This is a genomic window from Sphingopyxis sp. BSN-002 (assembly GCF_022024275.1).
GTDB lineage: Bacteria > Pseudomonadota > Alphaproteobacteria > Sphingomonadales > Sphingomonadaceae > Sphingopyxis.
The window spans coordinates 2,519,546-2,537,805 of the sequence record NZ_CP091804.1; the positions used below are offsets into that span (position 1 = coordinate 2,519,546).

Genomic DNA, 18,260 nt, shown 5'->3' on the forward strand with positions numbered 1-18,260 from the left:
ATGCCATCGGGACATGAATCGATGATGCGCGGGGATGGTAAAGCCGCGCTTAACGTTCAGGCGTGGTCGGCGACGCCTCCGGTGAGGACAAAGCGCCGGTCGCAATAGCCGCAGTCGGCATAGCCCTGCTCGGGATCGATCTCGAGCCACACGCGCGGATGGCCTAGCGCCGCATTGGCGAGGCCGTCGCCGGTGCCGTCGCAGGCGATGCGGGTCTTGGGCGTGCGGATCGTTTCCGGGGTGTCGGTCATGCGCGGGCGATTAGCAAGCGCGCGGGCCGAACGCAACGGGGGAGGCGGCGGTCCGCCGCGCCACCCTGGACCAAGGTGCAGGTACAGGCCGCCCTTCGTTCGATTGAACGGCTTTACCCCGCCTGCCAGTTTCCGCCGAAGATGACGAGAGAAGGAGCAAGGCCATGAAAGCGATTCTGGGTGCGTTCGCGCTGGTCGCGATGACGGTTCCCGCAATGGCGCACGACAGTGCGCCAGCCGCTACGCAGCTTGCGGGCGCGAAGAATGCAACGGTTACCCCTGTCTATCGGCAGCCGATTCCGGGCATGCCGGGCAAGAGCCTGAAGGGCGTGCTCGTCGAATATGGTCCGGGTGGCTATTCGCCCTCGCACCGCCATGCCGCGTCGGCGCTGATCTACGCGACCGTGCTCGAAGGCGAGGTACGCTGCCAGCTCAACGGCGGCCCGGTCAAAACCTATCGTGCGGGCGAGAACTGGACCGAGATGCCGGGCGACCACCACGGCGTCAGCGCGAACGCCAGCGAGACGAAACCCGCAAAGGTGCTCGCGGTGTTCGTCGTCGACGACACCGACACGGTTCTCACCATCCCCGACGCGAAATAGCGTCAGAGATAGTTGAGCGTGATCGTGAAGGTGCCGGCATAGTCGCCGGGTGTCTGGTTCGCCCCCACTTCCAGCGTCGCGCCGACGGGGAAGTTGTAGTTGCCGATCGCGGTCGCGATCGTGAAGCGCGTCGGGGTGGTCGACAGGATCGCGGTCGGGGTCGATCCGATCTCGAAATCGCGCACGCGCATTCGCGTGCCCGGTCCGGTGATGAAGATCGAGTTCGCGCCGAGCGAGATATTGACCTGCCGGTTCGGCGTTCCGAGTCCCGCGAAGCGCGCGGGCTCGCCCGCGTTGCCGGCGAGCGTCGCGCCGCCGGTGCGCGTGCGCGTCCCGTCGGGCGCGATGCGTACGGTGCCCGCAGTTCCCGAGGCGATGATGTCGCCGAAATCGAGGTCGTTGACCTTGAAGAAGGAAAGCGGCCGCAGCACGATGGCGTCGGTCTGCACCTGCGAGCTGTTCTGCGCCAGCGCCGGGGCGGCGGGCACGAACAGAAGCACAAGGGCGGCTAGGCCCCGCTGCGTATGCAGCGGGCGAAAGATGTGGCTGGTCCTCACATCGCCCCAGATAGCGGCGACTTTCCAATTTAGCGTTAACGCGGCGCTTATCAGTCGAAGGCGGCTTTCGCGGTCGCTTCCTCGCGGCTATGGAGGCGCCCATGAGTGAAGCCGCCATCCGCATCGACTCCGTTTCCAAACTTTATGCCGGGGGCAAACAGGCGCTCGACAACGTCAGTTTCGAGGTGCCGCGCGGGCAGATCTTCGGGCTGCTCGGTCCGAACGGCGCGGGCAAGTCGACGCTGATCAATATCCTTGCCGGCCTCGTCAACAAGACGAGCGGGCATGCGAGCATCTGGGGCTTCGACATCGACGCCGATCCGCGCAACGCCAAATATTCGATCGGCATCGTGCCGCAGGAGATCGTCTTCGATCCCTTCTTCACGCCGTTCGAGACGCTGGAGAATCAGGCGGGCCTCTATGGCGTGCCGAAGGACAAGCGCATTTCGGACGCGCTGCTCGCCGCAGTGCATCTGTCGGACAAGCGCGACGCCTATGCGCGCACGCTGTCGGGGGGCATGAAGCGCCGCCTGCTCGTCGCCAAGGCGATGGTGCATTCGCCGCCGATCATCGTCCTCGACGAGCCGACCGCGGGCGTCGACATCGAACTGCGCCAGCAGCTCTGGGAATATGTGCAGTCCTTGAACGACCGCGGCGTCACCGTGGTGCTGACGACGCATTATCTGGAGGAAGCCGAGGAGCTTTGCGACCGGATCGCGATCATCAACCATGGCAAGCTGATTGCGAACAAGCCGACGCGCGAGCTGGTCGACATGGCGCGCGAGAAAATCGTAGTCGTGACGCTCGACGCGGACGTCACCGTGCTGCCGTCGCATCCGGCGTTCGAGAAGGTCGAGCGCGAGGGCGAGCGCGGGTTGGCGATCAGCTACAACAAGGACCGCATGAACGCGGGCGAGGTGCTCGCCGCAGTCAATGCGATGGGCCACGGCATCGTCGACGTCTCGACGCGCGAAGCCGACCTTGAGGATGTGTTCCTCAACCTGACGCGCAGCGCCGCCTGAGCCTCAGCGCCGTATCAGGCGCGCCGCGACCCCGAAATGGTCGGACGGATATTCGCCGTCGACCGGCTCGCTGCCGATGACCTTTGCAACGGCGATAGCGAAATGGGCTGAATCCGCGAAAATATGGTCGATCACGCGCGGGGCGTGGCCGCGCGCGGGGTTGAGCGTCGTAGGCACGGCGCCGGGCGCGAGCGCCGAGGTGAAGCGCGGCGGTCCCATCGCGGCGAGCCCCGGATCATCGAGCGGCGCGTTGAAATCGCCCATCACGACGAGCGGCGTACCATCGGTCGGCAGCCAGCCGAGCAGGTCGGCGATCTGCTCGGCGCGCACCGCCGCCGCCTCGGGCTGCCACGCGAGATGCGCCGCGACGACGTCGACCGGGCCGCGGCCGGTTTTGACGCGCACGCGGATCGCGGTGCGATAGTCGGAGAGCGGTTCGAGCTTGCGCCGCGCGACCTCGATCACCGGCAGTCGCGTCAGGATCGCATTGCCGAAGCGTTTCGGCGCCCCCTCGGGATCGGGCGCGACGAAATGAACCTCCGGATAGCCGAGCTCGCGCGCGATCGCGATCGCCTGATTGGGCAGGCCTTTGCCTGCGTCCTCCAGCACCTCTTCCAGCGCGATGACGTCGGCGTCGGCGCCGCGGAGCGCCGTGACCAGCAGCGGCAGGCGCTTCGGCCACTGTCCGCCCGCGTCGTGCCAGATGTTGAACGTCGCAACCCCAAGTTCGCCGGCACCGGCGGCCCCGATACGATGCGCGCAGGCTGCTAGCGGAAGCCCCGCCATGGCGGCGAGCAGCACGCGCCGGTCAAGTTCCGCTTTGAGCATGGCGACAAATTCCCTTGGCCGGCGTCTTCGATCCCCCTGTCATGCGGCGCCTTGCTGTGCAACAGAGGCGCCATGAGTGAATACGACGTCATCATCGTGGGATCGGGCGCCGCGGGCCTCACCGCCGCGATCGCGCTCGCCGATCATTGCAAGGTCCTCGTCCTCGCCAAGGGCGAACTGACCGGCGGGTCGACCGCCTGGGCGCAGGGCGGCATCGCCGCGGTGCTCGACGCGGGCGACACGTTCGAAAATCATATCGAGGATACGATGGTCGCGGGCGCAGGGCTCAACCGGCGCGAGACGGTCGAGTTCGTCGTCGAGAACGCCCCGCATGCGATCGAGCGGCTGATCGAGATGGGCGTCCCCTTCAACAAGGAAGCCGAGGCGCTGCACCTGACGCGCGAGGGCGGCCACTCGCACCGCCGCATCGTCCATGTCGACGACGCGACCGGCTGGGCGGTGCAGGCGGCGCTGCTCAAGACCGCCGAGGCACATCCGAACATCACCCTGCTGCCGGGGCAGGCGTGCATCGACCTGATCACCGGCCGACACGAGGAACGCTATTCGGGATCCGGCCACGTCTGGGGCGTCTATGCGCTCGACGAGAAGAGCGGCAAGGTTCACGCGCATGTCGGCCGCGCGACGATCCTCGCGAGCGGCGGTGCAGGGCGCGTCTATCAATTCTCGACCGCGCCGCGCGGCGCGACGGGTGACGGCATCGCGATGGCGTGGCGCGCGGGCTGCCGCGTCTCGAACATGGAGATGATGCAGTTCCACCCGACCTGCCTCTACAATCTCGAGGTCAAGAATTTCCTGATCACCGAGGCGGTGCGCGGCGAGGGCGGCCTGTTGAAGCATCCCGTTACCGGGCACCGCTACATGCCCGACTACGACGAGCGCGCCGAACTCGCTCCGCGCGACATCGTCGCACGCGCGAACGACGACCAGATCAAGCGCTCGGGCCTCGACTATGTCCACCTCGACATCAGCCACAAGGATCCCGATTTCGTCGCGGGGCATTTCCCGAACATCTATGAAAAGCTGCTGACGCTCGGCATCGACATGACGAAGCAGCCGATCCCGGTGGTCCCTGCGCAGCATTACACCTGCGGCGGCATCCTGATCGATCTCGACGGGCGCACCGACCTGCCCGGGCTCTATGCAGCGGGCGAATGCACCGAGAGCGGGCTGCACGGCGCGAACCGCCTCGCGTCGAATTCGCTGCTCGAATGCTTCGTCTTCGGCGAGGCGGCGGCGAAGGACATCATCGCGCGCTGGGACCAGCTCGAACCGCCGCCGGCGATCCGGCCGTGGGACGCGAGCCGCGTGACCGACTCCGACGAAGAGGTCGTGATCAAGCAGAACTGGACCGAAATCCGCCGCTTCATGTGGAATTATGTCGGCATCGTCCGCACGACCAAGCGCCTCGAACGCGCGCAGCACCGGATCAAGATGATGACCGGCGAGGTCGAGGATTATTACGGCCACTTCCGCGTCACGACCGACCTCATCGAGCTGCGCAACCTGCTGCAATGTGCCGACCTGATCGTCCGCAGCGCGCTCCACCGTAAGGAAAGCCGCGGGCTGCACTATACGCTCGACTATCCGAAGCTGCTGGCGGAGGCGCGCGATACGGTGCTGGTGCCGTGAGCGATGCGCTCGATTGCGCCGGCTGCCCCGTGCGCGATCGTGCCGCCTGTGCGGCGCTTCCCGACGGCGAGCGGGCCATCCTCGCGCGGATGGGGCGGCATCGCGACCTCGATCGCGGCGAGATGCTGTTCGCCCCGGGTGACGACAGCGCGTGCGCGACCTTGCTGTCGGGCGTGCTCAAGGTCGTGCGCACCGATGCCGAGGGGGTCGAGCGGATCGTTGCGCTGATCCATCCGGCCGGGTTCGCCGGCGAGATATTCACGGCACCCGACGATTGCAAGGTGACCGCGGCAGGCGCCGCACGCGTGTGCATCTTTCCGCGTGCCGACTATGCGCGGATGGTTTCCGAAAATCCGCGCCTCGCGGCCGGTGTCGCGCGGCGGGCGATGAAGGCGGCGTCGGAAACGCGCGCACTGCTCGATCTTGTCGGACGACGGAAAGCCGAAGCGAAGGTCGCGGGGTTGATCCTCGCACTATCCGACGCCGCGGGCCCGGCGCCCTGTTCGCCGGCAGCGCGCTTCGAGTTGCCGCTGACGCGCGGCGAGATGGCGGCGCTGCTCGGGATCAGTATCGAGACGGTAAGCCGTCAGCTCGGCGCGCTCGAAGAGGCGCGGCTGATACGGCGGCACGGCGCGCGCGGGCTCGAGGTCCGCGACGCGCCGGCCCTGCATGCGCTTCTCGCCGATTAGAGCGTCGCGACTATCGTCGCGACGATGAGGCCCCACCCCAAAATCAGCACCGGCAGCATGAGGATCTGCACGGCGGCGCCCTTGCCGTCGAGGCGGCCGGTCAGCGTGTCGACGCCTTCGCGCATGAAGCGGTTCCATGTCAGCGGCGTCGCGGCGTGACCGGGCTTCATCCGCACCCACATCGCCGGGGTGCCAAAGGCCATCGCGATATAGATGGAAAAGATCGCCATCGGGATCGCGAGCCCCTTGTCGGCGAAGGTCCAGGCCATCACCCCGAGAAAGGCGAAATAGAGCGCGACCGTTGCAGCGAACAGCCCGGTGGGCAGATCGAAACTGCGGACGACCTTTACGCTATGGTCGGGCGCGATGGCGGCGAATGGCGCCGGGGTGTCGACGATGCGGAAGGCATTGGCCGGGATATGCTTGCTCATGGCGGGGCTCCTTGGTGATGAGCCACGCTATGCGCCCGGGTTGCCGCCTGTGCTTTGACCGATGTCAAAAGCGGTGCGTCAGCCGCCGATTCCCATCAGCCGTCCGACGAAGATCAGCACGATCGCACCGATCACCGAGGCAAGGCACCCGGCGCGATGGAAGTCCGCCCGGCCCCGCGAGGTGACAAGTCCCGCGAGCAGCGAACCGCCGACGCCGAGCAGGATCGTCGCGATCCACCCCATCTGCACCGCGCCCGGATAGAAGAAACGCGCGAGCGCGCCGATGATCAGGCCCGAGATGATCGCGCCGATGATGTTGATCATGCATTGAATCCTTCATTGAGGAAGCGTTCGGCGAGCGCCGCATGCAGCGCAGCGCCGCGCGCCATAACCTTTTCGTCGAGCACCATATGGTTGCTGTGCAGCCCGCAGCACTGGCGCCAGTCGCTGCCCGCCTCGCTCGCGCCGAGCCAGAACATCGCCCCCGGAACCTTCTCGAGGACATAGGAGAAATCCTCGGCGCCCATCACCGGATTGTCCATCGTCAGCCAGGCTTCCTCGCCGAAGGTCTCTTCGACGACCGACTGGCCGAACGTCACGGCACGCGCATCGCAGACGGTGACGGGAAAGCCTTCGATAATCTCGACCTCGGCGGTGCAGCCATGCGCCTCTGCGATCGCCGGGGCGAGGCGCTTCAACTCGCGCGCGACCATCGCCCGGCGCTCGGGCGACAGGGTCCGGATCGTGCCCTGCATCTCGGCGGTCTCGGGAATGATATTGTTCGTCGTGCCCGCCGCGATCTTCGCGATCGTCACGACCGCGGGATCGAAGACCGAGATACGGCGCGTCACCATGGTCTGGATCGCGGTGACGATCGCGCACGCAACGGGGATCGGGTCGATCGCATCCTGCGGCATCGACGCATGACCGCCAGCTCCCTTGACGGTGATGTTCAGCACGTCGGACGAGGCGAGCAGCGGTCCCGCGCGTCCGGCGAAGATGCCGTGGGGCGCGTTGGGCATGATGTGGAGCGCGAAGGCCGCGTCGGGGAGCGGGTCGATGATCCCGTCATCGAGCATGAAGCGCGCGCCATGATGGCCCTCTTCGCCGGGCTGGAACATGAACATCACGGTTCCGGGCAGCCGGTCGCGCGCCGCGCACAGCAGCTTCGCGGCGCCGACGAGCATCGCGACATGCGTGTCGTGTCCGCACGCGTGCATCGCACCGTTGATCTCCGAGGTGAAGTCGAGCCCGGTCTCTTCGAGCAGCGGCAGCGCATCCATGTCGCCGCGCAGCAACACGGTGCGCCCGTTCGCGGGGCCGCGGAGGATCGCAACCAGCCCGGTCGTCGAGGGCCCCTCGCGAAATTCGAGCGGCAGCCCGGCCAGCGCCGCCTTGATCTTCGCGAGCGTCTTGGGGTTCTGCAGCCCGAGCTCGGGCTCGCGATGGATCGCGCGGCGAAGGTCGACGAGGTCGTCGAGCAAGGTTTCGGCCTCTGCGGGCCAGCTATGCAGTGTGTCCATCGGATGAATGTGCCGCTGCTTGCGCTTTCTGTCGACCCGTCTTGGCGCGCGCTTCGGCATCGGTCCGGATATCGGTCAGCACACGTGTCACATTGCGTTTGATCGCCCAACGCGCGATCGGCTCCCAATAGGGGGCGGGATCGATGCGCAGTACATGGTCGGCGGTGGCGGTCAGCCGCGTCCGGCCGCCGGGAAGCGGGGTGAGGTCGAAGCGCGTCTCGCCCGTATCGAAATAGCCGACGAGGTGCGGCGTGTGCAGCTTCCGGTAGGGACTCATCTCCTCCATCGCGGGCGGCTGGTGGATGACGCGGAACGCCAGCGTGCGGCCGGGGCGCCAGACGGTGACGCGTTCGTCGGCGATTCCGGTCGAGAAGATGCCCACGCGATGTGCCCCCTCGCCCTCGCCCACGAGGCGGCTGGCGACGGGATAGGCAAGGCCCGCGAGGCCGACGATGCCCGGCGCCTCGGCGACGGGTCGATCGGCGGTAAGGCTCTGCCACACGGCCCCGGGCGGAGCGGCAATGGTGATGGCGGTTCGCGTCACGACGGGAATCTCGGGCGGCATCGCCGCATCGAATGCGAACAGCAACGGCAGGATGGCGATGCTGTAAAAAGGCTGGCGCGGATTGACCTGCCTGGCCGCGGCGCGTCCGACGAGGCCGCCGATCGCCGCCAGAACGATCGCCAGCGGGGCGATCAGCATGATGCACATGAAGCCTTCGAGCGCCAGCATCAGCAGCGCGAGCGTGCCGAGCAGGCCTGCGATGGCGACCGCGTTCAACGTATCGGTCTTGCTTCGCTCGAGGCCGCGGTTGACCAGAAAGCCGGTAATGAGGCCAACGAGGAAGGGCGTCATGACGAACAGGCCCCAGCCATAGGAGCCGAAGGTCAGCGCCGAGACGGCAACGGCGGTAACGATCAGCGCCATGCCGGCGAGTATGCCGATCGCCATCTGGTGCGGCGGGACGGGACGGCCCCCGGATTCCGGTGCCGGAACGCGCCGGCGCGGGAGCAGCGTCAGGGCAAGGACGGCGAGGATCTGGAATGTCGGGACCATCGTGATCAGGGCCAGCATGCCGCCGCGGTCCAGCGCGGCGGCCCGGCGCAGCGACAGCGCAACCAGCTGCGCGGCAACCAGCAGGCAGAGCGCGAAGCCCGCTATCGTCAGAAACAGGCCCGCGTCGGGAACGGTCGCCACCGTGCGGATCGGGAACAGCCAGAAGTCGCGATCGGGGATAAAGGGCGCGTTGACCGAAAGGAGCGCGAGCGCCGCAAAACCATATTGGACCGCGATCAGCGCGCCGGCGGTCGCCGCATATCGCAGCGCGCCGGGCGCTTCGGGGAACAGGAGGCGCTTCATCGCCGGGCGGCCCGGGGCAGCGCGGGAGAACGCCATCTCGCCGCGCGCCCGACGCGGCTCAGGCCGTCACGCCGGCCCATCGTCGCAGGTGTGCGGACGTCCGAGGCGAGCCCGAGCCGTTCGAAGAGGCGGATGACGGCATAACCCCAGTCGCTCTGGCCGGGATGGAGGCCGATTCGTGCCGAGCCCGGATAGGCGTGATGGTTGTTGTGCCACGCCTCGCCCATCGTCGGGATCGCAGCCCAGGGAACGTCGAATGCCTGCACGCCATGCGCGTCGACGGTCCAGTGCTGCGGTCCGCGATTGTGCGCGAGATGGCCGACGAGCCAGTGGCCGTGCGTCGCGACCGCCACGCGCGCCGCCACCCCCCAAACGACCCAGCCCCATCCGCCGATCGCGAAAAAGATCAGTGCGACCGGGATCTGCTGCCAGCGCCATGTCGCCTCCAGCCAGCGATAGAAGGGATCTCGGTCGATCTCTGCGAAGTCGAAGCGCGGCGGTCGGTCGAGGTCGAGCCGACAATAGATCTGCCACCACGCGTCGCGGAGTATCGTTGTGCCGTGGCGGAGGAAGGGGTGGCAATCGGCCTGCCGCTGTGCCCAGTCGCGCGTGTCGTGCGCGCGGATGATGCCATAGGGGCCGGCCATGCCGACGAAGGCGCCGAACCAGACGAGCGTGCGGGTCAGCCAACGCGGCGCGCGGAAGCTGCCGTGGATCATCATGCGATGATAGCCGACGCTATGTCCGAGCAGCAGCGCGGCGCCGGTCGTCACAACGAACAGGGCAGCCGCCGACGGGCTGAGAAGGAATGGGCCAGCGATCAGGGCGATGGCCGCCATGCCGCCGTTCCAGACGATGCCCGGCATATCGGCACGAACATGGCCCGCGCGCGGATCGGGCCCCGCTTCATCGATCAGGAAATTGACGGCATGGGGATCATGATCGCTGCGCATCGCCCGACTCCTTCAAGAGAATAAGAAATTACTTAAATATCTAAATCCTTGTCAAGAAGCGAATGGATGGCCATCTAGGCGCCTATGGAACGGGTTTTTCAGGCATTGGCGTCGACGCCGCGACGCAAGATTCTGGCCTATCTCGCGCATGCCGAGCTGAGTGCGGGCGACATTGCGGCGCGTTTCGAGATGAGCAAGCCTGCGGTGTCGCAGCATCTGTCGGTGCTGGAAAATGCCGGGCTGATCGTCAGCGAGAAACGCGGCCAGTTCGTTTTCTACCGGCTCGTGCCCGAGGCGCTGACCAACGTGCTCAACGGTTATGTGCAGGAAGTCTGCCCGGTGTCGCGACCTTTGAAAGCCGAATCGCGCGTGTTGGCCGACAAGCGGCGCGAAGAGGGCTAACGCTTCCCGCCGAAGAGCTGCCGTCCCGCAAGGTCGAGCATGATTTCCTCGCTGCCGCCGCCGATCGCGTTGACGCGGACCTCGCGGTAGATGCGTTCGACCTTGCTTCCGGTGATATAGGATGCGCCGCCCAGAACCTGCGCCGCCTCGCGCGCGACGGCCTCCAGCATCCGCGTCGCCTGTACCTTGAGCATCGCAAAGTCGGCGGGGCGGTCCTTGCCCTCCTTCACCTGCCAGGCGCAGAGGTCGACCCACGCCTGCGTCGCCTCGATCTGGCGTTCCATGTCGGCGAGTTTGATGCGGATCGACTGGTGGCCGACGAGCGGCTTGCCGAAGGTCTCGCGCTGCTGCGCCCATTCGGCGGCTTCGGCCATCGCGACGCGCGCCATCGCGCAGCAGCCCATCGCCATACCGAGCCGCTCGCTGTTGAAATTGCGCATGATGCCGATGAAGCCGGCGTTCTCTTGCCCGATCAGGTTTTCGGCGGGGACGCGGACGTCGCCGAAGTGAATCGCGGCGGTATCGCTGCAGCGCCAGCCCATCTTGTCGAGCCGCGTGCGTTCGACGCCGGGGCTCGCCATGTCTATCAACAGCAGCGAGATGCCCGCCGCGCCCGGGCCGCCGGTGCGGACGGCGCAGGTCAGCCAGTCGGCGCGCATGCCGCTGGTGATGAACATCTTGCCGCCGTTGACTATGTAGCTGTCGCCGTCCTTGACCGCGGTGGTCCTGAGGTTGGCGACGTCGCTGCCGCCGCCCGCTTCGGTGATGCCGAGCGCGATGATCCTGTCGCCCGCGAGGACTGGCGGCGCGATGCGTTGCTTCAATTCGTCCGAACCGAGCGCGAGGATCGGTGGCAGGCCGATGCCGTGCGTCATCAGCGACGCCCCGAGCCCGCCCGCGCCGACCGCGGCGAGTTCCTCGGTCAGGACGAGGCCGTGGAAATTGTCGAAGCCTTCGCTGTGCCCGCCATATTGTTCGGGGTAACGCAGGCCGAGGATGCCTGCCTCGGCGGCTTTCCGGTGCAGCTCGCGCGGCAGTTCGCCCTCGGCTTCCCAGCGGTCGATATGCGGCGCGACCTCGCGCTCGACGAAGCGGCGGACGCTCTGCGCCAGCGCGTCGTGGGTTTCGTCATAATAGGGCGAGCGGGCGCGCCAGTCGTCGAAGGCTGTCATGGTCTGATGCTGCGCGGCCTTTACGCGAACGTCAAGCGAGGCTTGCGCTGCGCCGCCAAGGACGTAAGGTCGCGCGCCATGAACAAAGCCCCCCTGCTCGCCGGCCTCGCCGCACTCGCCCTCGTTTCCACCCCTGCCGCCGCACAAAAGTCGCCCGAGGCGACCGCCGAGGCCGCGCTCGCCAAGGCGCCGGTGTTCGACGGGCACAACGACGTGCCGTGGGCGCTGCGCGGACGCGTCGATAATGTCATCAACGGCTTCGATTTCGTCGACACCACCGACACCGCGAAGCCCGATGCGAACCCGCCGGTGATCGCGATGCACACCGATCTCCAGCGCCTGCGCAAGGGCCATGTCGGCGCGCAATTCTGGTCGGTCTATGTGCCCGCGAACAGCAACGAGCAGCAGGCGGTGCAGCAGACGCTCGAACAGATCGACGTCACCAAGCGGCTCGTCGCGCGCTACCCGAACGACCTCGCGCTCGCATCGAACAGCACCGAACTCGAAAAGGCGATGAAGGCGGGCAAGATCGCCGGAATGATGGGCATGGAGGGCGGCCAGTCGATCGGCTCGTCGCTCGCCGTGCTGCGCCAGATGTACGACCTCGGCGCGCGCTACATGACGCTCACCCACTCGAAGAATATCCCGTGGGCCGACAGCGCGACCGATGCGCCCGCGCTCGACGGTCTCAACGACTTCGGGCGGCAGGTCGTTCGCGAAATGAACCGCATCGGCATGATCGTCGATTTGAGCCACGTCAGCGAAGCGACGATGAAGGACGCGCTCGAAGTGTCGAAGGCGCCGGTGATGTTCAGCCACTCGGGCGTGCGCGGGGTGAATCCGCATCCGCGCAACGTTCCCGACAGCGTGCTGCCGCTGGTGAAGGCAAACGGCGGGATCGTCATGGTCGTCTTTCTGCCGACGTTCCTCGATGCCGACGTCCGCGCGCAAGGCCTTGCGCGCACCGCCGAACAGGCGCGGCTCAAGGCGATGTATCCGGGCGATCCGGAGGCGGCGGATGCCGCGCTCAAGGCGTGGGACGCGGCAAACCCGGTACCCAAGACCAATGTCCAGAAGGTCGCCGATCATATCGACCATCTCAAAAAGACGATCGGCGTCGATCATATCGGGGTCGGCGGCGACTATGACGGGATGGATTCGGCGCCCGTCGGCATGGAAGATGTCTCGGGATATCCCGCGCTGTTCACCGAGCTGGCGAAGCGCGGCTACACGCAGGCCGATCTGGAGAAGATCGCGAGCGGCAACATGTTGCGCGTGCTGAAGGCGGTCGAGGCCTATGCGGCGAGCCAGAAGGGCCAGCCGCCCGTCGAGACGCCGGTCGCAAAGTAAGGCTCAAGGAAGGTCAGGGCGGCGGCGGAAGGGCCAGTCGGTCGCGCCGCTCGCCCACAGTGCCCACCAGATGATCAGCGGCTGCGCGGCAAGGCGCGGGCCGTGATACCACCAGCCCAACGTCTCGCCGTTTATGGCGACGTTTGCCAGTGCGTGGTGGAAGTTCGCGGGCCAGACGCAGAGCGCATAGAGCGCCAGGCCCCAGCCAGCGGCCTTGCGCGTCTGCGGGAGCATCAGCCCAAGCGCGCCTGCCAGTTCGGCGACGCCGGTCGCGGCGACGACAAATGCCGGCTGCGGCACCCAGTCGGGCGTGATCGCGAGAAAGGGGGCGGGCGTCGCAAGGTGGCGATAACCCGCATAGGAATAGGCCAGCGCGAGCAGCCAGCGCAGCACGGTCCGGACCGGCGATTGTTTCGGCTTGCTTGCGCCCATCGCCTTCCCTTACACCGCGCGGATGCGGGGGCAAATATTTCGCCGATGGGGCATGGCTTTGGCGGTCGCTGCGGCGGCGCCCTTTCTGATCGGGCCGGTGGCGGCAGCGCCGAAGGTCGGCGTTGCTGCGCCCGACTTCACCTTGACGACGCTCGCCAAGCGCAAGGTCACGCTGTCGGAATTGCGCGGCAAGGTCGTGGTGATCAATTACTGGGCGACGTGGTGCGGGCCGTGCAAGGCCGAGATGCCGATGATGCACATCTATTTCCAGAAAAACCGGGCGCGCGGGCTTGAGATGTTCGGGGTAACGACCGAGGACAGCGTGCCCGCCTTCCGGCTGCAGAAGCTGGCGGCGGTCCTGTCCTATCCGCTGTCCGCAAGGATCAGCGGCGGCTATGGCGCGATCGATAATGCCGTGCCGTCGACCTATATCATCGACCGCAAGGGCGTGATCCGGGTCGCGAAGCGCGGCGCCTTTACCGAGGCGGAGTTTCGCAAGGCGGTCGACCCGCTGCTCGCCGAAAGCCCCTAGCGGCCGATCGCGGCGAGCATCGCCTCCACGCTGGTGAATTTCTCGCGCGGGTTGCCGTCGAGTGCTGCCGCAACCTCGGCCGCCTCGATCTTGCGCCAGTCGCGGAATGTGACGGGAACGACGTCGCGGCTGGCGAGCAACGCATCGAGTCCCGGCCGTCCGGCCTTGCCCGCCCCGTGGCCGATATCCTCGATCACCAGTTCGGCAATGCGTGCCCCGTCGGGCTTGTTCGTACCGATCGTGCCCGAAGGCCCCCGCCTTGCCCAGCCGACGGCATAGAGTCCCGGAAGGATCCGGCCCTCGTCGCTCGCGAAGCGGCCGCGGCCGTGCTCGTACGGCACGCCCGGAATCGGCGGGGTCTGGTAGCCGATGCAGCTGATCACGAGGCCTGCGTCGATGGCATAGGTCTCGCCGGTGCCGTGGCTGCGAAGGTCGGCGTCGAGCCTCGTCCGCTCGACGATCACGCGCCGGACCCGGTCGTCGCCCTCGATCGCGACCGGCATCGCAAAAAAGTCGAAGTCGATGGTCACCGGCTTGGCGACCGGATTGGCTACGAATTGCCGCAGATGCGTCACCGACTTGCGCATCCCGGGTTCGAGCATCGCATCGTCGCCCTCATCGGGAAGGTCGGCGGGATCGACGCGCGGGCTCGCGCGCTCCAGATGGCCGAGTTCGCCGAGTTCCTTCGGCGTCATCGCGATCTGGTGCGGACCGCGGCGACCGAGGATGTGGATATGGCGCACGGCACTTTCCGCAAGCGCGGCGCGTGCGTGCGCGACGATGTCGCTGCCGGCGAATTCGGCAGGCGTCTTGGCAAGGATGCGCGCGACGTCGAGCGCGACGTTGCCGTTGCCGATCACCGCGACGCCGGGGGCGTCAAGTGGCGGGTCGAGATTCGCGAAATCGGGATGGCCGTTGTACCAGCCGACGAAGGCGGCGCTGCCGATCACGCCGGGAAGGTCTGCCCCCGGTATATCGAGCGGCCGGTCGTGCGGCGCGCCGGTTGCGAGCACCACCGCATCGTAAAGGCCCGCGAGCTCGTCGATGCTGATGTCGGTTCCGACCGATACATGCCCGACGAAACGGACGTTTTCGGCCAGCGCGACGCCTTCGTAGCGGCGCGACACCGCCTTGATCGACTGATGGTCGGGCGCGACGCCGGTGCGGATCAGGCCATAGGGAACGGGCAACCGGTCGATGACGTCGATCGCGATATCATCGGCCTTTTGCAGCGCTTCGGCCGTATAATATCCCGCCGGGCCCGACCCGACGATCGCGACATGACGCATCAGCCCACCTCCATGTGCGGGGTCCTGCGCCGGGGCGCGGCCCCTTTTGTTATGCGGGGATGCTAGCGGGGAAATGCGCAAGGGCAAGCGGGCTGTTGCAAATGGCCGCAGCGGCCTTGACAGCGCGCGCGCGCAATCATATTGCGCCCGCCTCATTGCCCCGTCGTCTAATGGTAAGACTACGGATTCTGATTCCGTCTATTGAGGTTCGAATCCTCACGGGGCATCCATCTCCTCACTGCCGATCGATCATGGCCGAGTCCGGCTCGCATTCGCTTCCGCTTCCGGAGCATATCGCTTGACCCTGTAGCCACTACAGGGCTCATGGCATCGCCGACCCGATATGGAGTGGCGAGAGCGAATGCTGACCGGACGACATTGGCAGGGCGGGGGACCAGCAAGATTGCGGCTCCGGCACGTTCATGATAGGCGCCGGGCCATGCCGACTTTCCTTGCCCGTCTTGTCCTCGCGATTTCGTTGCTGTTCGGCAGCGTCGTGGTGCCGGCAATGGCCGAACCGGGGACGGCGCACGCGATGGAAATCATCGACGTCGATTGTGACGTCGCCGCCGCGTCGGCGGATACGGACGAGGAATCGTCGGGCGATGCACCCCCGATCCATGCCGATCATCATCATTGTTCGGCCTGTGCCGAACTGAACAGCCGGCCTCGGCCGTCCGAAATGCCCGTTTCGGGCGGACTGGTCTTCCGCGGACCTGCAACCGTCCTCGCCTCGCGCGCGACGGCGCCTCCGATCCAGCCTCCCGCCGCCTGATCGCTGCCTCGCGCAGGCTTTGCCTGCGTCGTCATGCATCGATCAGGAGTCACTTTATGTCCAGATTACCGGGCGCCCTGCTGTTTGCAGGGGCGCTGGCAATGGCAAGCGGTCCCGCGCTTGCCGAACCCGTCTCGCTGTCCGACGCCCTCGCGCGCGGACAGGATGTGTCGCCCCGGATTGCCAAGGCGAAAGCCGAGCTGAAAGCGGCCGAAGGTCGCGCAATCCAGGCGGGGGTACGTCCGAACCCGACCCTGTCTGCCGAGGTCGAGAATTTCAGCGGCACAGGCCCCTACCGGACATTCGGCCAAGCCGAAACGACCGTTGCGGTGTCGCAGCCGTTCGAGCTTGGCGGAAAGCGAAGGGCGCGCAAGGATGTCGCGGCGGCCGAGCGCGCGTTCGCCGAGATCGCGGTGCGGAAGGCGGAAGCCGATCTCGCATATGACATCAGCGTGGCGCATGCCGAGTTGCGTGCCGGGGAAGATCGGGACGAACTGGCGCGCGACATCCTCGACCGCGCTGTCGAACTGGTGCGGATCGCCGAGACGCTTGTCGATGTCGGGCGCGACCCGCCGTTGACCAGGTTTCGCGCCGACGCGCTGCTCGCCGAAGCAAGGGCCGAAAAACTGCGTGCCGATGCCGGATTGCTGGTTGCGCGCCAGAGGCTGTCGCTGCTGATCGGCAGCGAGGACCCGGCACTTTCGACCGCCGTCTCGGACATGCCGGTGCCGGCCGCCCTGCCAGCCGGAGTGCCAGGCCTCGACGAGCGTCTTGCGGCGGCCGAACGCGATGCGGCGGAAGCACGCGTCCGCCTCGCGCAGGCCGAAGGGGTTCCCGACATCACCGCGTCGGGTGGTTTGCGGACCTTTCGCGAAAGTCGGGACACGGCCTTTGTCGTCGGGATTTCGGTGCCGCTACCGGTCTTCAACCGCAATGGCGGCAACATCGCGGCGGCACGAGCCGGCAACGACGCCGCCGAAGCGATGCTCGCCCGGACGCGTCTCGATACGCGCTTCTCGCGCCGCGAGGCCGAACTGATGCTGGCGGCTGCCAGCGAGAGGGTGGCCGCCCTGTCTGGCGCCGGCCTGTTTCAGGTCAGCGAGGCCGCGCGCGTGGCGGGGATCGGATACCAGCAGGGCAAGTTCACGCTGGTCGAACTGATCGCCGCGCAGGAGGCGCTGACCAGAGCCAATCTCAAACTCATCGAAGCCGAACTCGACCGTGCCCGCGCGCTTGCCGCGCTCGGCCGCGCGAACGCGCAATAGGGAATCGATCTCATGAAAATCCCGTACAGGAAAACATATCTGCTGGTGGCCGCCACCCTCGGCGCGCTCGGGCTGGCGGGCGGAGGCGTTCTGATCGGTCGCTCGACGGCGCCGTCGTCGCCCGCAGCCGTACCCGCCGAAGACGAAGAGAAGGGCCATGCCGAAGGTCTGGTCCTGATGGACGAGATGCGCGCCAGCGGCGCGGGTATCGTCACCGAAAGGGTCGAAGCCGGCGGCCTCGGCTCGGAAATTCTGGCGCAGGGCATCGTCGCCCCGACCCCCGAGGGCGAGGCGGTCCTCACGGCGCGGGCCGACGGAACGCTGGTTCGCATCCATCATCGTCTCGGCGATGTCGTGCGGGCAGGGGAAACCGTGGCGGTCATGGAAAGCCGCGATGCTGCGGCGATCGCCTCCGAGCGAAGCTCGGCAAACGCCCGTCTGGTACTGGCCCGGTCGACCCACGATCGCGAGAAAAGGCTGTTCGATGCCCGGATCACGGCGAAACAGGATCTCGAGGCGGCGGCCGCGGCGCTTGCCGAAGCCGAAGCCGAGGCGCGCCGTTCGCAGGCGGCGGCCTCTGCCGCCAGGCTGTCGGGCGACGGCCGGACGCTGGGGGTCACGAGCCCGATTTCGGGACGGATTATCCGATCGGACGCGAAACTCGGCTCGCACGTACTTGCCGGAGCCGAATTGTTCCGCGTTTCCGATCCGGACCGGGTTCAGGTCAACGCGTCGGTGCCCGCTGTCGACGCGCGACGGATCGGGCCGGGCGACACGGCGGTTATCGAGTTGCCGGGCGGCGAGACCGTAAGTGCGAGCGTGCGCTCCGCCACCCCGGGTCTCGATCCCGACAGCAGGGCCGCGACGATCGTGCTCGTTCCCGCGAATTTCCGCGCGCTGACCCCCGGTCAGGGCCTGCGCGTACGGATCAGGCCGCAAGGCGCCGCCGCGTCGGCTCTGATCGCGCTGCCCGAAGAGGCGGTGCAGACGGTCGAGGGGCGCGAGGTCGTGTTCGTGAAGACGGCGAACGGATTTCGGGCGACAGCCGTCGTTACCGGCAAGCGCGGCGGCGGACGGATCGAAATCGTCGACGGCGTAAAGCCGGGCGCAATTATCGCGACCCGCGGCGCTTTTCTGCTCAAGGCCGAAATCGGCAAGGGCGAGGCGGAGCACTGAG

The 18,260-nt window shown here is 67.0% G+C and carries 21 protein-coding genes and 1 tRNA gene; 11 read left to right on the forward strand and 11 right to left on the reverse strand.

Going from position 1 to position 18,260, the window contains the following annotated elements:
- Positions 1-56 precede the first annotated feature (56 nt).
- Positions 57-251, reverse strand: coding sequence for a zinc-finger domain-containing protein (locus L7H23_RS12435; RefSeq protein ID WP_237836185.1), 195 nt, complete (start codon positions 249-251; stop codon positions 57-59).
- Between the two features lie 164 nt (positions 252-415).
- Between L7H23_RS12435 and L7H23_RS12440 the strand changes: the two genes are divergently transcribed.
- Positions 416-853, forward strand: a complete 438-nt coding sequence (locus L7H23_RS12440; RefSeq protein ID WP_237836186.1) for a cupin domain-containing protein — start codon at positions 416-418, stop codon at positions 851-853.
- A 2-nt stretch (positions 854-855) separates the two neighbouring features.
- On the opposite strand, the gene L7H23_RS12445 is transcribed toward L7H23_RS12440, so the two are convergent.
- Positions 856-1,410, reverse strand: coding sequence for a DUF4402 domain-containing protein (locus L7H23_RS12445; protein WP_237836187.1), 555 nt, complete (start codon positions 1,408-1,410; stop codon positions 856-858).
- Positions 1,411-1,511: 101 nt separating this feature from the next.
- Here L7H23_RS12445 and L7H23_RS12450 point away from each other — a divergent pair, with 101 nt between their 5' ends.
- Positions 1,512-2,432 (forward strand): ABC transporter ATP-binding protein, encoded by a 921-nt coding sequence (locus L7H23_RS12450; RefSeq protein ID WP_237836188.1) that lies wholly within the window; start codon positions 1,512-1,514, stop codon positions 2,430-2,432.
- A gap of 3 nt (positions 2,433-2,435) precedes the next feature.
- Here the strand turns inward: L7H23_RS12450 and L7H23_RS12455 are convergent, their stop codons facing one another.
- Positions 2,436-3,260, reverse strand: coding sequence for an endonuclease/exonuclease/phosphatase family protein (locus L7H23_RS12455; protein WP_237836189.1), 825 nt, complete (start codon positions 3,258-3,260; stop codon positions 2,436-2,438).
- A 72-nt stretch (positions 3,261-3,332) separates the two neighbouring features.
- Between L7H23_RS12455 and nadB the strand changes: the two genes are divergently transcribed.
- Both nadB and L7H23_RS12465 read left to right on the forward strand, forming a co-directional pair.
- On the forward strand, positions 3,333-4,910 hold the full coding sequence (gene nadB / locus L7H23_RS12460) for an L-aspartate oxidase (RefSeq protein WP_237836190.1): 1,578 nt from the start codon (positions 3,333-3,335) through the stop codon (positions 4,908-4,910).
- Complete coding sequence (locus tag L7H23_RS12465; protein ID WP_237836191.1) at positions 4,907-5,599, forward strand: Crp/Fnr family transcriptional regulator; 693 nt, start codon at positions 4,907-4,909, stop codon at positions 5,597-5,599. Before nadB ends, L7H23_RS12465 begins: the two co-directional genes overlap by 4 nt.
- On the opposite strand, the gene L7H23_RS12470 is transcribed toward L7H23_RS12465, so the two are convergent.
- From L7H23_RS12470 to L7H23_RS12490, 5 genes are all read right to left on the reverse strand, one after another.
- Complete coding sequence (locus L7H23_RS12470; RefSeq protein ID WP_237836192.1) at positions 5,596-6,030, reverse strand: hypothetical protein; 435 nt, start codon at positions 6,028-6,030, stop codon at positions 5,596-5,598. The two genes, L7H23_RS12465 and L7H23_RS12470, sit on opposite strands and share 4 nt — an antisense overlap.
- A gap of 78 nt (positions 6,031-6,108) precedes the next feature.
- Positions 6,109-6,354, reverse strand: a complete 246-nt coding sequence (locus tag L7H23_RS12475) for a GlsB/YeaQ/YmgE family stress response membrane protein (RefSeq protein ID WP_237836193.1) — start codon at positions 6,352-6,354, stop codon at positions 6,109-6,111.
- Entirely contained in the window at positions 6,351-7,553 is a 1,203-nt protein-coding gene (locus tag L7H23_RS12480; RefSeq protein ID WP_237836194.1) for a M20 family metallopeptidase, read from the reverse strand. The genes L7H23_RS12475 and L7H23_RS12480 overlap by 4 nt, the downstream gene beginning before the upstream one ends.
- Entirely contained in the window at positions 7,537-8,913 is a 1,377-nt protein-coding gene (locus L7H23_RS12485; RefSeq protein ID WP_237836195.1) for a hypothetical protein, read from the reverse strand. Before L7H23_RS12485 ends, L7H23_RS12480 begins: the two co-directional genes overlap by 17 nt.
- Positions 8,910-9,866, reverse strand: a complete 957-nt coding sequence (locus L7H23_RS12490) for an acyl-CoA desaturase (RefSeq protein WP_237836196.1) — start codon at positions 9,864-9,866, stop codon at positions 8,910-8,912. Before L7H23_RS12490 ends, L7H23_RS12485 begins: the two co-directional genes overlap by 4 nt.
- Before the next feature lie 84 nt (positions 9,867-9,950).
- On the opposite strand from L7H23_RS12490, the gene L7H23_RS12495 reads away from it, so the two are divergent.
- Positions 9,951-10,268 (forward strand): metalloregulator ArsR/SmtB family transcription factor, encoded by a 318-nt coding sequence (locus L7H23_RS12495; protein ID WP_237836197.1) that lies wholly within the window; start codon positions 9,951-9,953, stop codon positions 10,266-10,268.
- Here L7H23_RS12495 and L7H23_RS12500 read toward each other — a convergent pair.
- Positions 10,265-11,440: an acyl-CoA dehydrogenase family protein gene (locus L7H23_RS12500; protein ID WP_237836198.1), complete on the reverse strand. Its 1,176-nt coding sequence runs from the start codon at positions 11,438-11,440 to the stop codon at positions 10,265-10,267. The two genes, L7H23_RS12495 and L7H23_RS12500, sit on opposite strands and share 4 nt — an antisense overlap.
- Before the next feature lie 78 nt (positions 11,441-11,518).
- Between L7H23_RS12500 and L7H23_RS12505 the strand changes: the two genes are divergently transcribed.
- Positions 11,519-12,790: a dipeptidase gene (locus L7H23_RS12505; RefSeq protein WP_237836199.1), complete on the forward strand. Its 1,272-nt coding sequence runs from the start codon at positions 11,519-11,521 to the stop codon at positions 12,788-12,790.
- A gap of 3 nt (positions 12,791-12,793) precedes the next feature.
- Here the strand turns inward: L7H23_RS12505 and L7H23_RS12510 are convergent, their stop codons facing one another.
- On the reverse strand, positions 12,794-13,222 hold the full coding sequence (locus L7H23_RS12510; protein WP_237836200.1) for a DoxX family protein: 429 nt from the start codon (positions 13,220-13,222) through the stop codon (positions 12,794-12,796).
- A 52-nt stretch (positions 13,223-13,274) separates the two neighbouring features.
- On the opposite strand from L7H23_RS12510, the gene L7H23_RS12515 reads away from it, so the two are divergent.
- Positions 13,275-13,754: a TlpA disulfide reductase family protein gene (locus L7H23_RS12515; protein ID WP_237836201.1), complete on the forward strand. Its 480-nt coding sequence runs from the start codon at positions 13,275-13,277 to the stop codon at positions 13,752-13,754.
- Here L7H23_RS12515 and L7H23_RS12520 read toward each other — a convergent pair.
- Positions 13,751-15,043, reverse strand: a complete 1,293-nt coding sequence (locus L7H23_RS12520) for an FAD-dependent oxidoreductase (protein ID WP_237836202.1) — start codon at positions 15,041-15,043, stop codon at positions 13,751-13,753. The genes L7H23_RS12515 and L7H23_RS12520 overlap by 4 nt on opposite strands.
- A gap of 156 nt (positions 15,044-15,199) precedes the next feature.
- On the opposite strand from L7H23_RS12520, the gene L7H23_RS12525 reads away from it, so the two are divergent.
- The 4 genes from L7H23_RS12525 (at position 15,200) to L7H23_RS12540 (ending at position 18,259) form a co-directional block, all read left to right on the forward strand.
- Positions 15,200-15,273 (forward strand) — tRNA-Gln (locus L7H23_RS12525).
- A 209-nt stretch (positions 15,274-15,482) separates the two neighbouring features.
- Entirely contained in the window at positions 15,483-15,818 is a 336-nt protein-coding gene (locus L7H23_RS12530) for a hypothetical protein (protein WP_237836203.1), read from the forward strand.
- A gap of 56 nt (positions 15,819-15,874) precedes the next feature.
- Entirely contained in the window at positions 15,875-17,083 is a 1,209-nt protein-coding gene (locus tag L7H23_RS12535; protein ID WP_237836204.1) for a TolC family protein, read from the forward strand.
- A 45-nt stretch (positions 17,084-17,128) separates the two neighbouring features.
- A complete protein-coding gene (locus L7H23_RS12540) occupies positions 17,129-18,259 on the forward strand; it encodes an efflux RND transporter periplasmic adaptor subunit (protein WP_237836205.1) in 1,131 nt (376 codons plus the stop codon).
- Position 18,260 lies beyond the last annotated feature (1 nt).

What these genes read in the sequence shown, in the direction of transcription:
- L7H23_RS12470 (WP_237836192.1), bottom strand. Translation starts at nt 6,030, where the DNA reads ATGAGCAAGCATATCCCGGCCAATGCCTTCCGCATCGTCGACACCCCG.
- L7H23_RS12435 (WP_237836185.1), bottom strand. Translation starts at nt 251, where the DNA reads ATGACCGACACCCCGGAAACGATCCGCACGCCCAAGACCCGCATCGCC.
- L7H23_RS12495 (WP_237836197.1), top strand. Translation starts at nt 9,951, where the DNA reads ATGGAACGGGTTTTTCAGGCATTGGCGTCGACGCCGCGACGCAAGATT.
- L7H23_RS12500 (WP_237836198.1), bottom strand. Translation starts at nt 11,440, where the DNA reads ATGACAGCCTTCGACGACTGGCGCGCCCGCTCGCCCTATTATGACGAA.
- L7H23_RS12515 (WP_237836201.1), top strand. Translation starts at nt 13,275, where the DNA reads ATGGCTTTGGCGGTCGCTGCGGCGGCGCCCTTTCTGATCGGGCCGGTG.
- L7H23_RS12455 (WP_237836189.1), bottom strand. Translation starts at nt 3,260, where the DNA reads ATGCTCAAAGCGGAACTTGACCGGCGCGTGCTGCTCGCCGCCATGGCG.
- L7H23_RS12510 (WP_237836200.1), bottom strand. Translation starts at nt 13,222, where the DNA reads ATGGGCGCAAGCAAGCCGAAACAATCGCCGGTCCGGACCGTGCTGCGC.
- L7H23_RS12485 (WP_237836195.1), bottom strand. Translation starts at nt 8,913, where the DNA reads ATGAAGCGCCTCCTGTTCCCCGAAGCGCCCGGCGCGCTGCGATATGCG.
- L7H23_RS12535 (WP_237836204.1), top strand. Translation starts at nt 15,875, where the DNA reads ATGTCCAGATTACCGGGCGCCCTGCTGTTTGCAGGGGCGCTGGCAATG.
- L7H23_RS12490 (WP_237836196.1), bottom strand. Translation starts at nt 9,866, where the DNA reads ATGCGCAGCGATCATGATCCCCATGCCGTCAATTTCCTGATCGATGAA.
- L7H23_RS12440 (WP_237836186.1), top strand. Translation starts at nt 416, where the DNA reads ATGAAAGCGATTCTGGGTGCGTTCGCGCTGGTCGCGATGACGGTTCCC.
- L7H23_RS12450 (WP_237836188.1), top strand. Translation starts at nt 1,512, where the DNA reads ATGAGTGAAGCCGCCATCCGCATCGACTCCGTTTCCAAACTTTATGCC.
- L7H23_RS12475 (WP_237836193.1), bottom strand. Translation starts at nt 6,354, where the DNA reads ATGATCAACATCATCGGCGCGATCATCTCGGGCCTGATCATCGGCGCG.
- L7H23_RS12505 (WP_237836199.1), top strand. Translation starts at nt 11,519, where the DNA reads ATGAACAAAGCCCCCCTGCTCGCCGGCCTCGCCGCACTCGCCCTCGTT.
- L7H23_RS12530 (WP_237836203.1), top strand. Translation starts at nt 15,483, where the DNA reads ATGCCGACTTTCCTTGCCCGTCTTGTCCTCGCGATTTCGTTGCTGTTC.
- L7H23_RS12520 (WP_237836202.1), bottom strand. Translation starts at nt 15,043, where the DNA reads ATGCGTCATGTCGCGATCGTCGGGTCGGGCCCGGCGGGATATTATACG.
- nadB (WP_237836190.1), top strand. Translation starts at nt 3,333, where the DNA reads ATGAGTGAATACGACGTCATCATCGTGGGATCGGGCGCCGCGGGCCTC.
- L7H23_RS12480 (WP_237836194.1), bottom strand. Translation starts at nt 7,553, where the DNA reads ATGGACACACTGCATAGCTGGCCCGCAGAGGCCGAAACCTTGCTCGAC.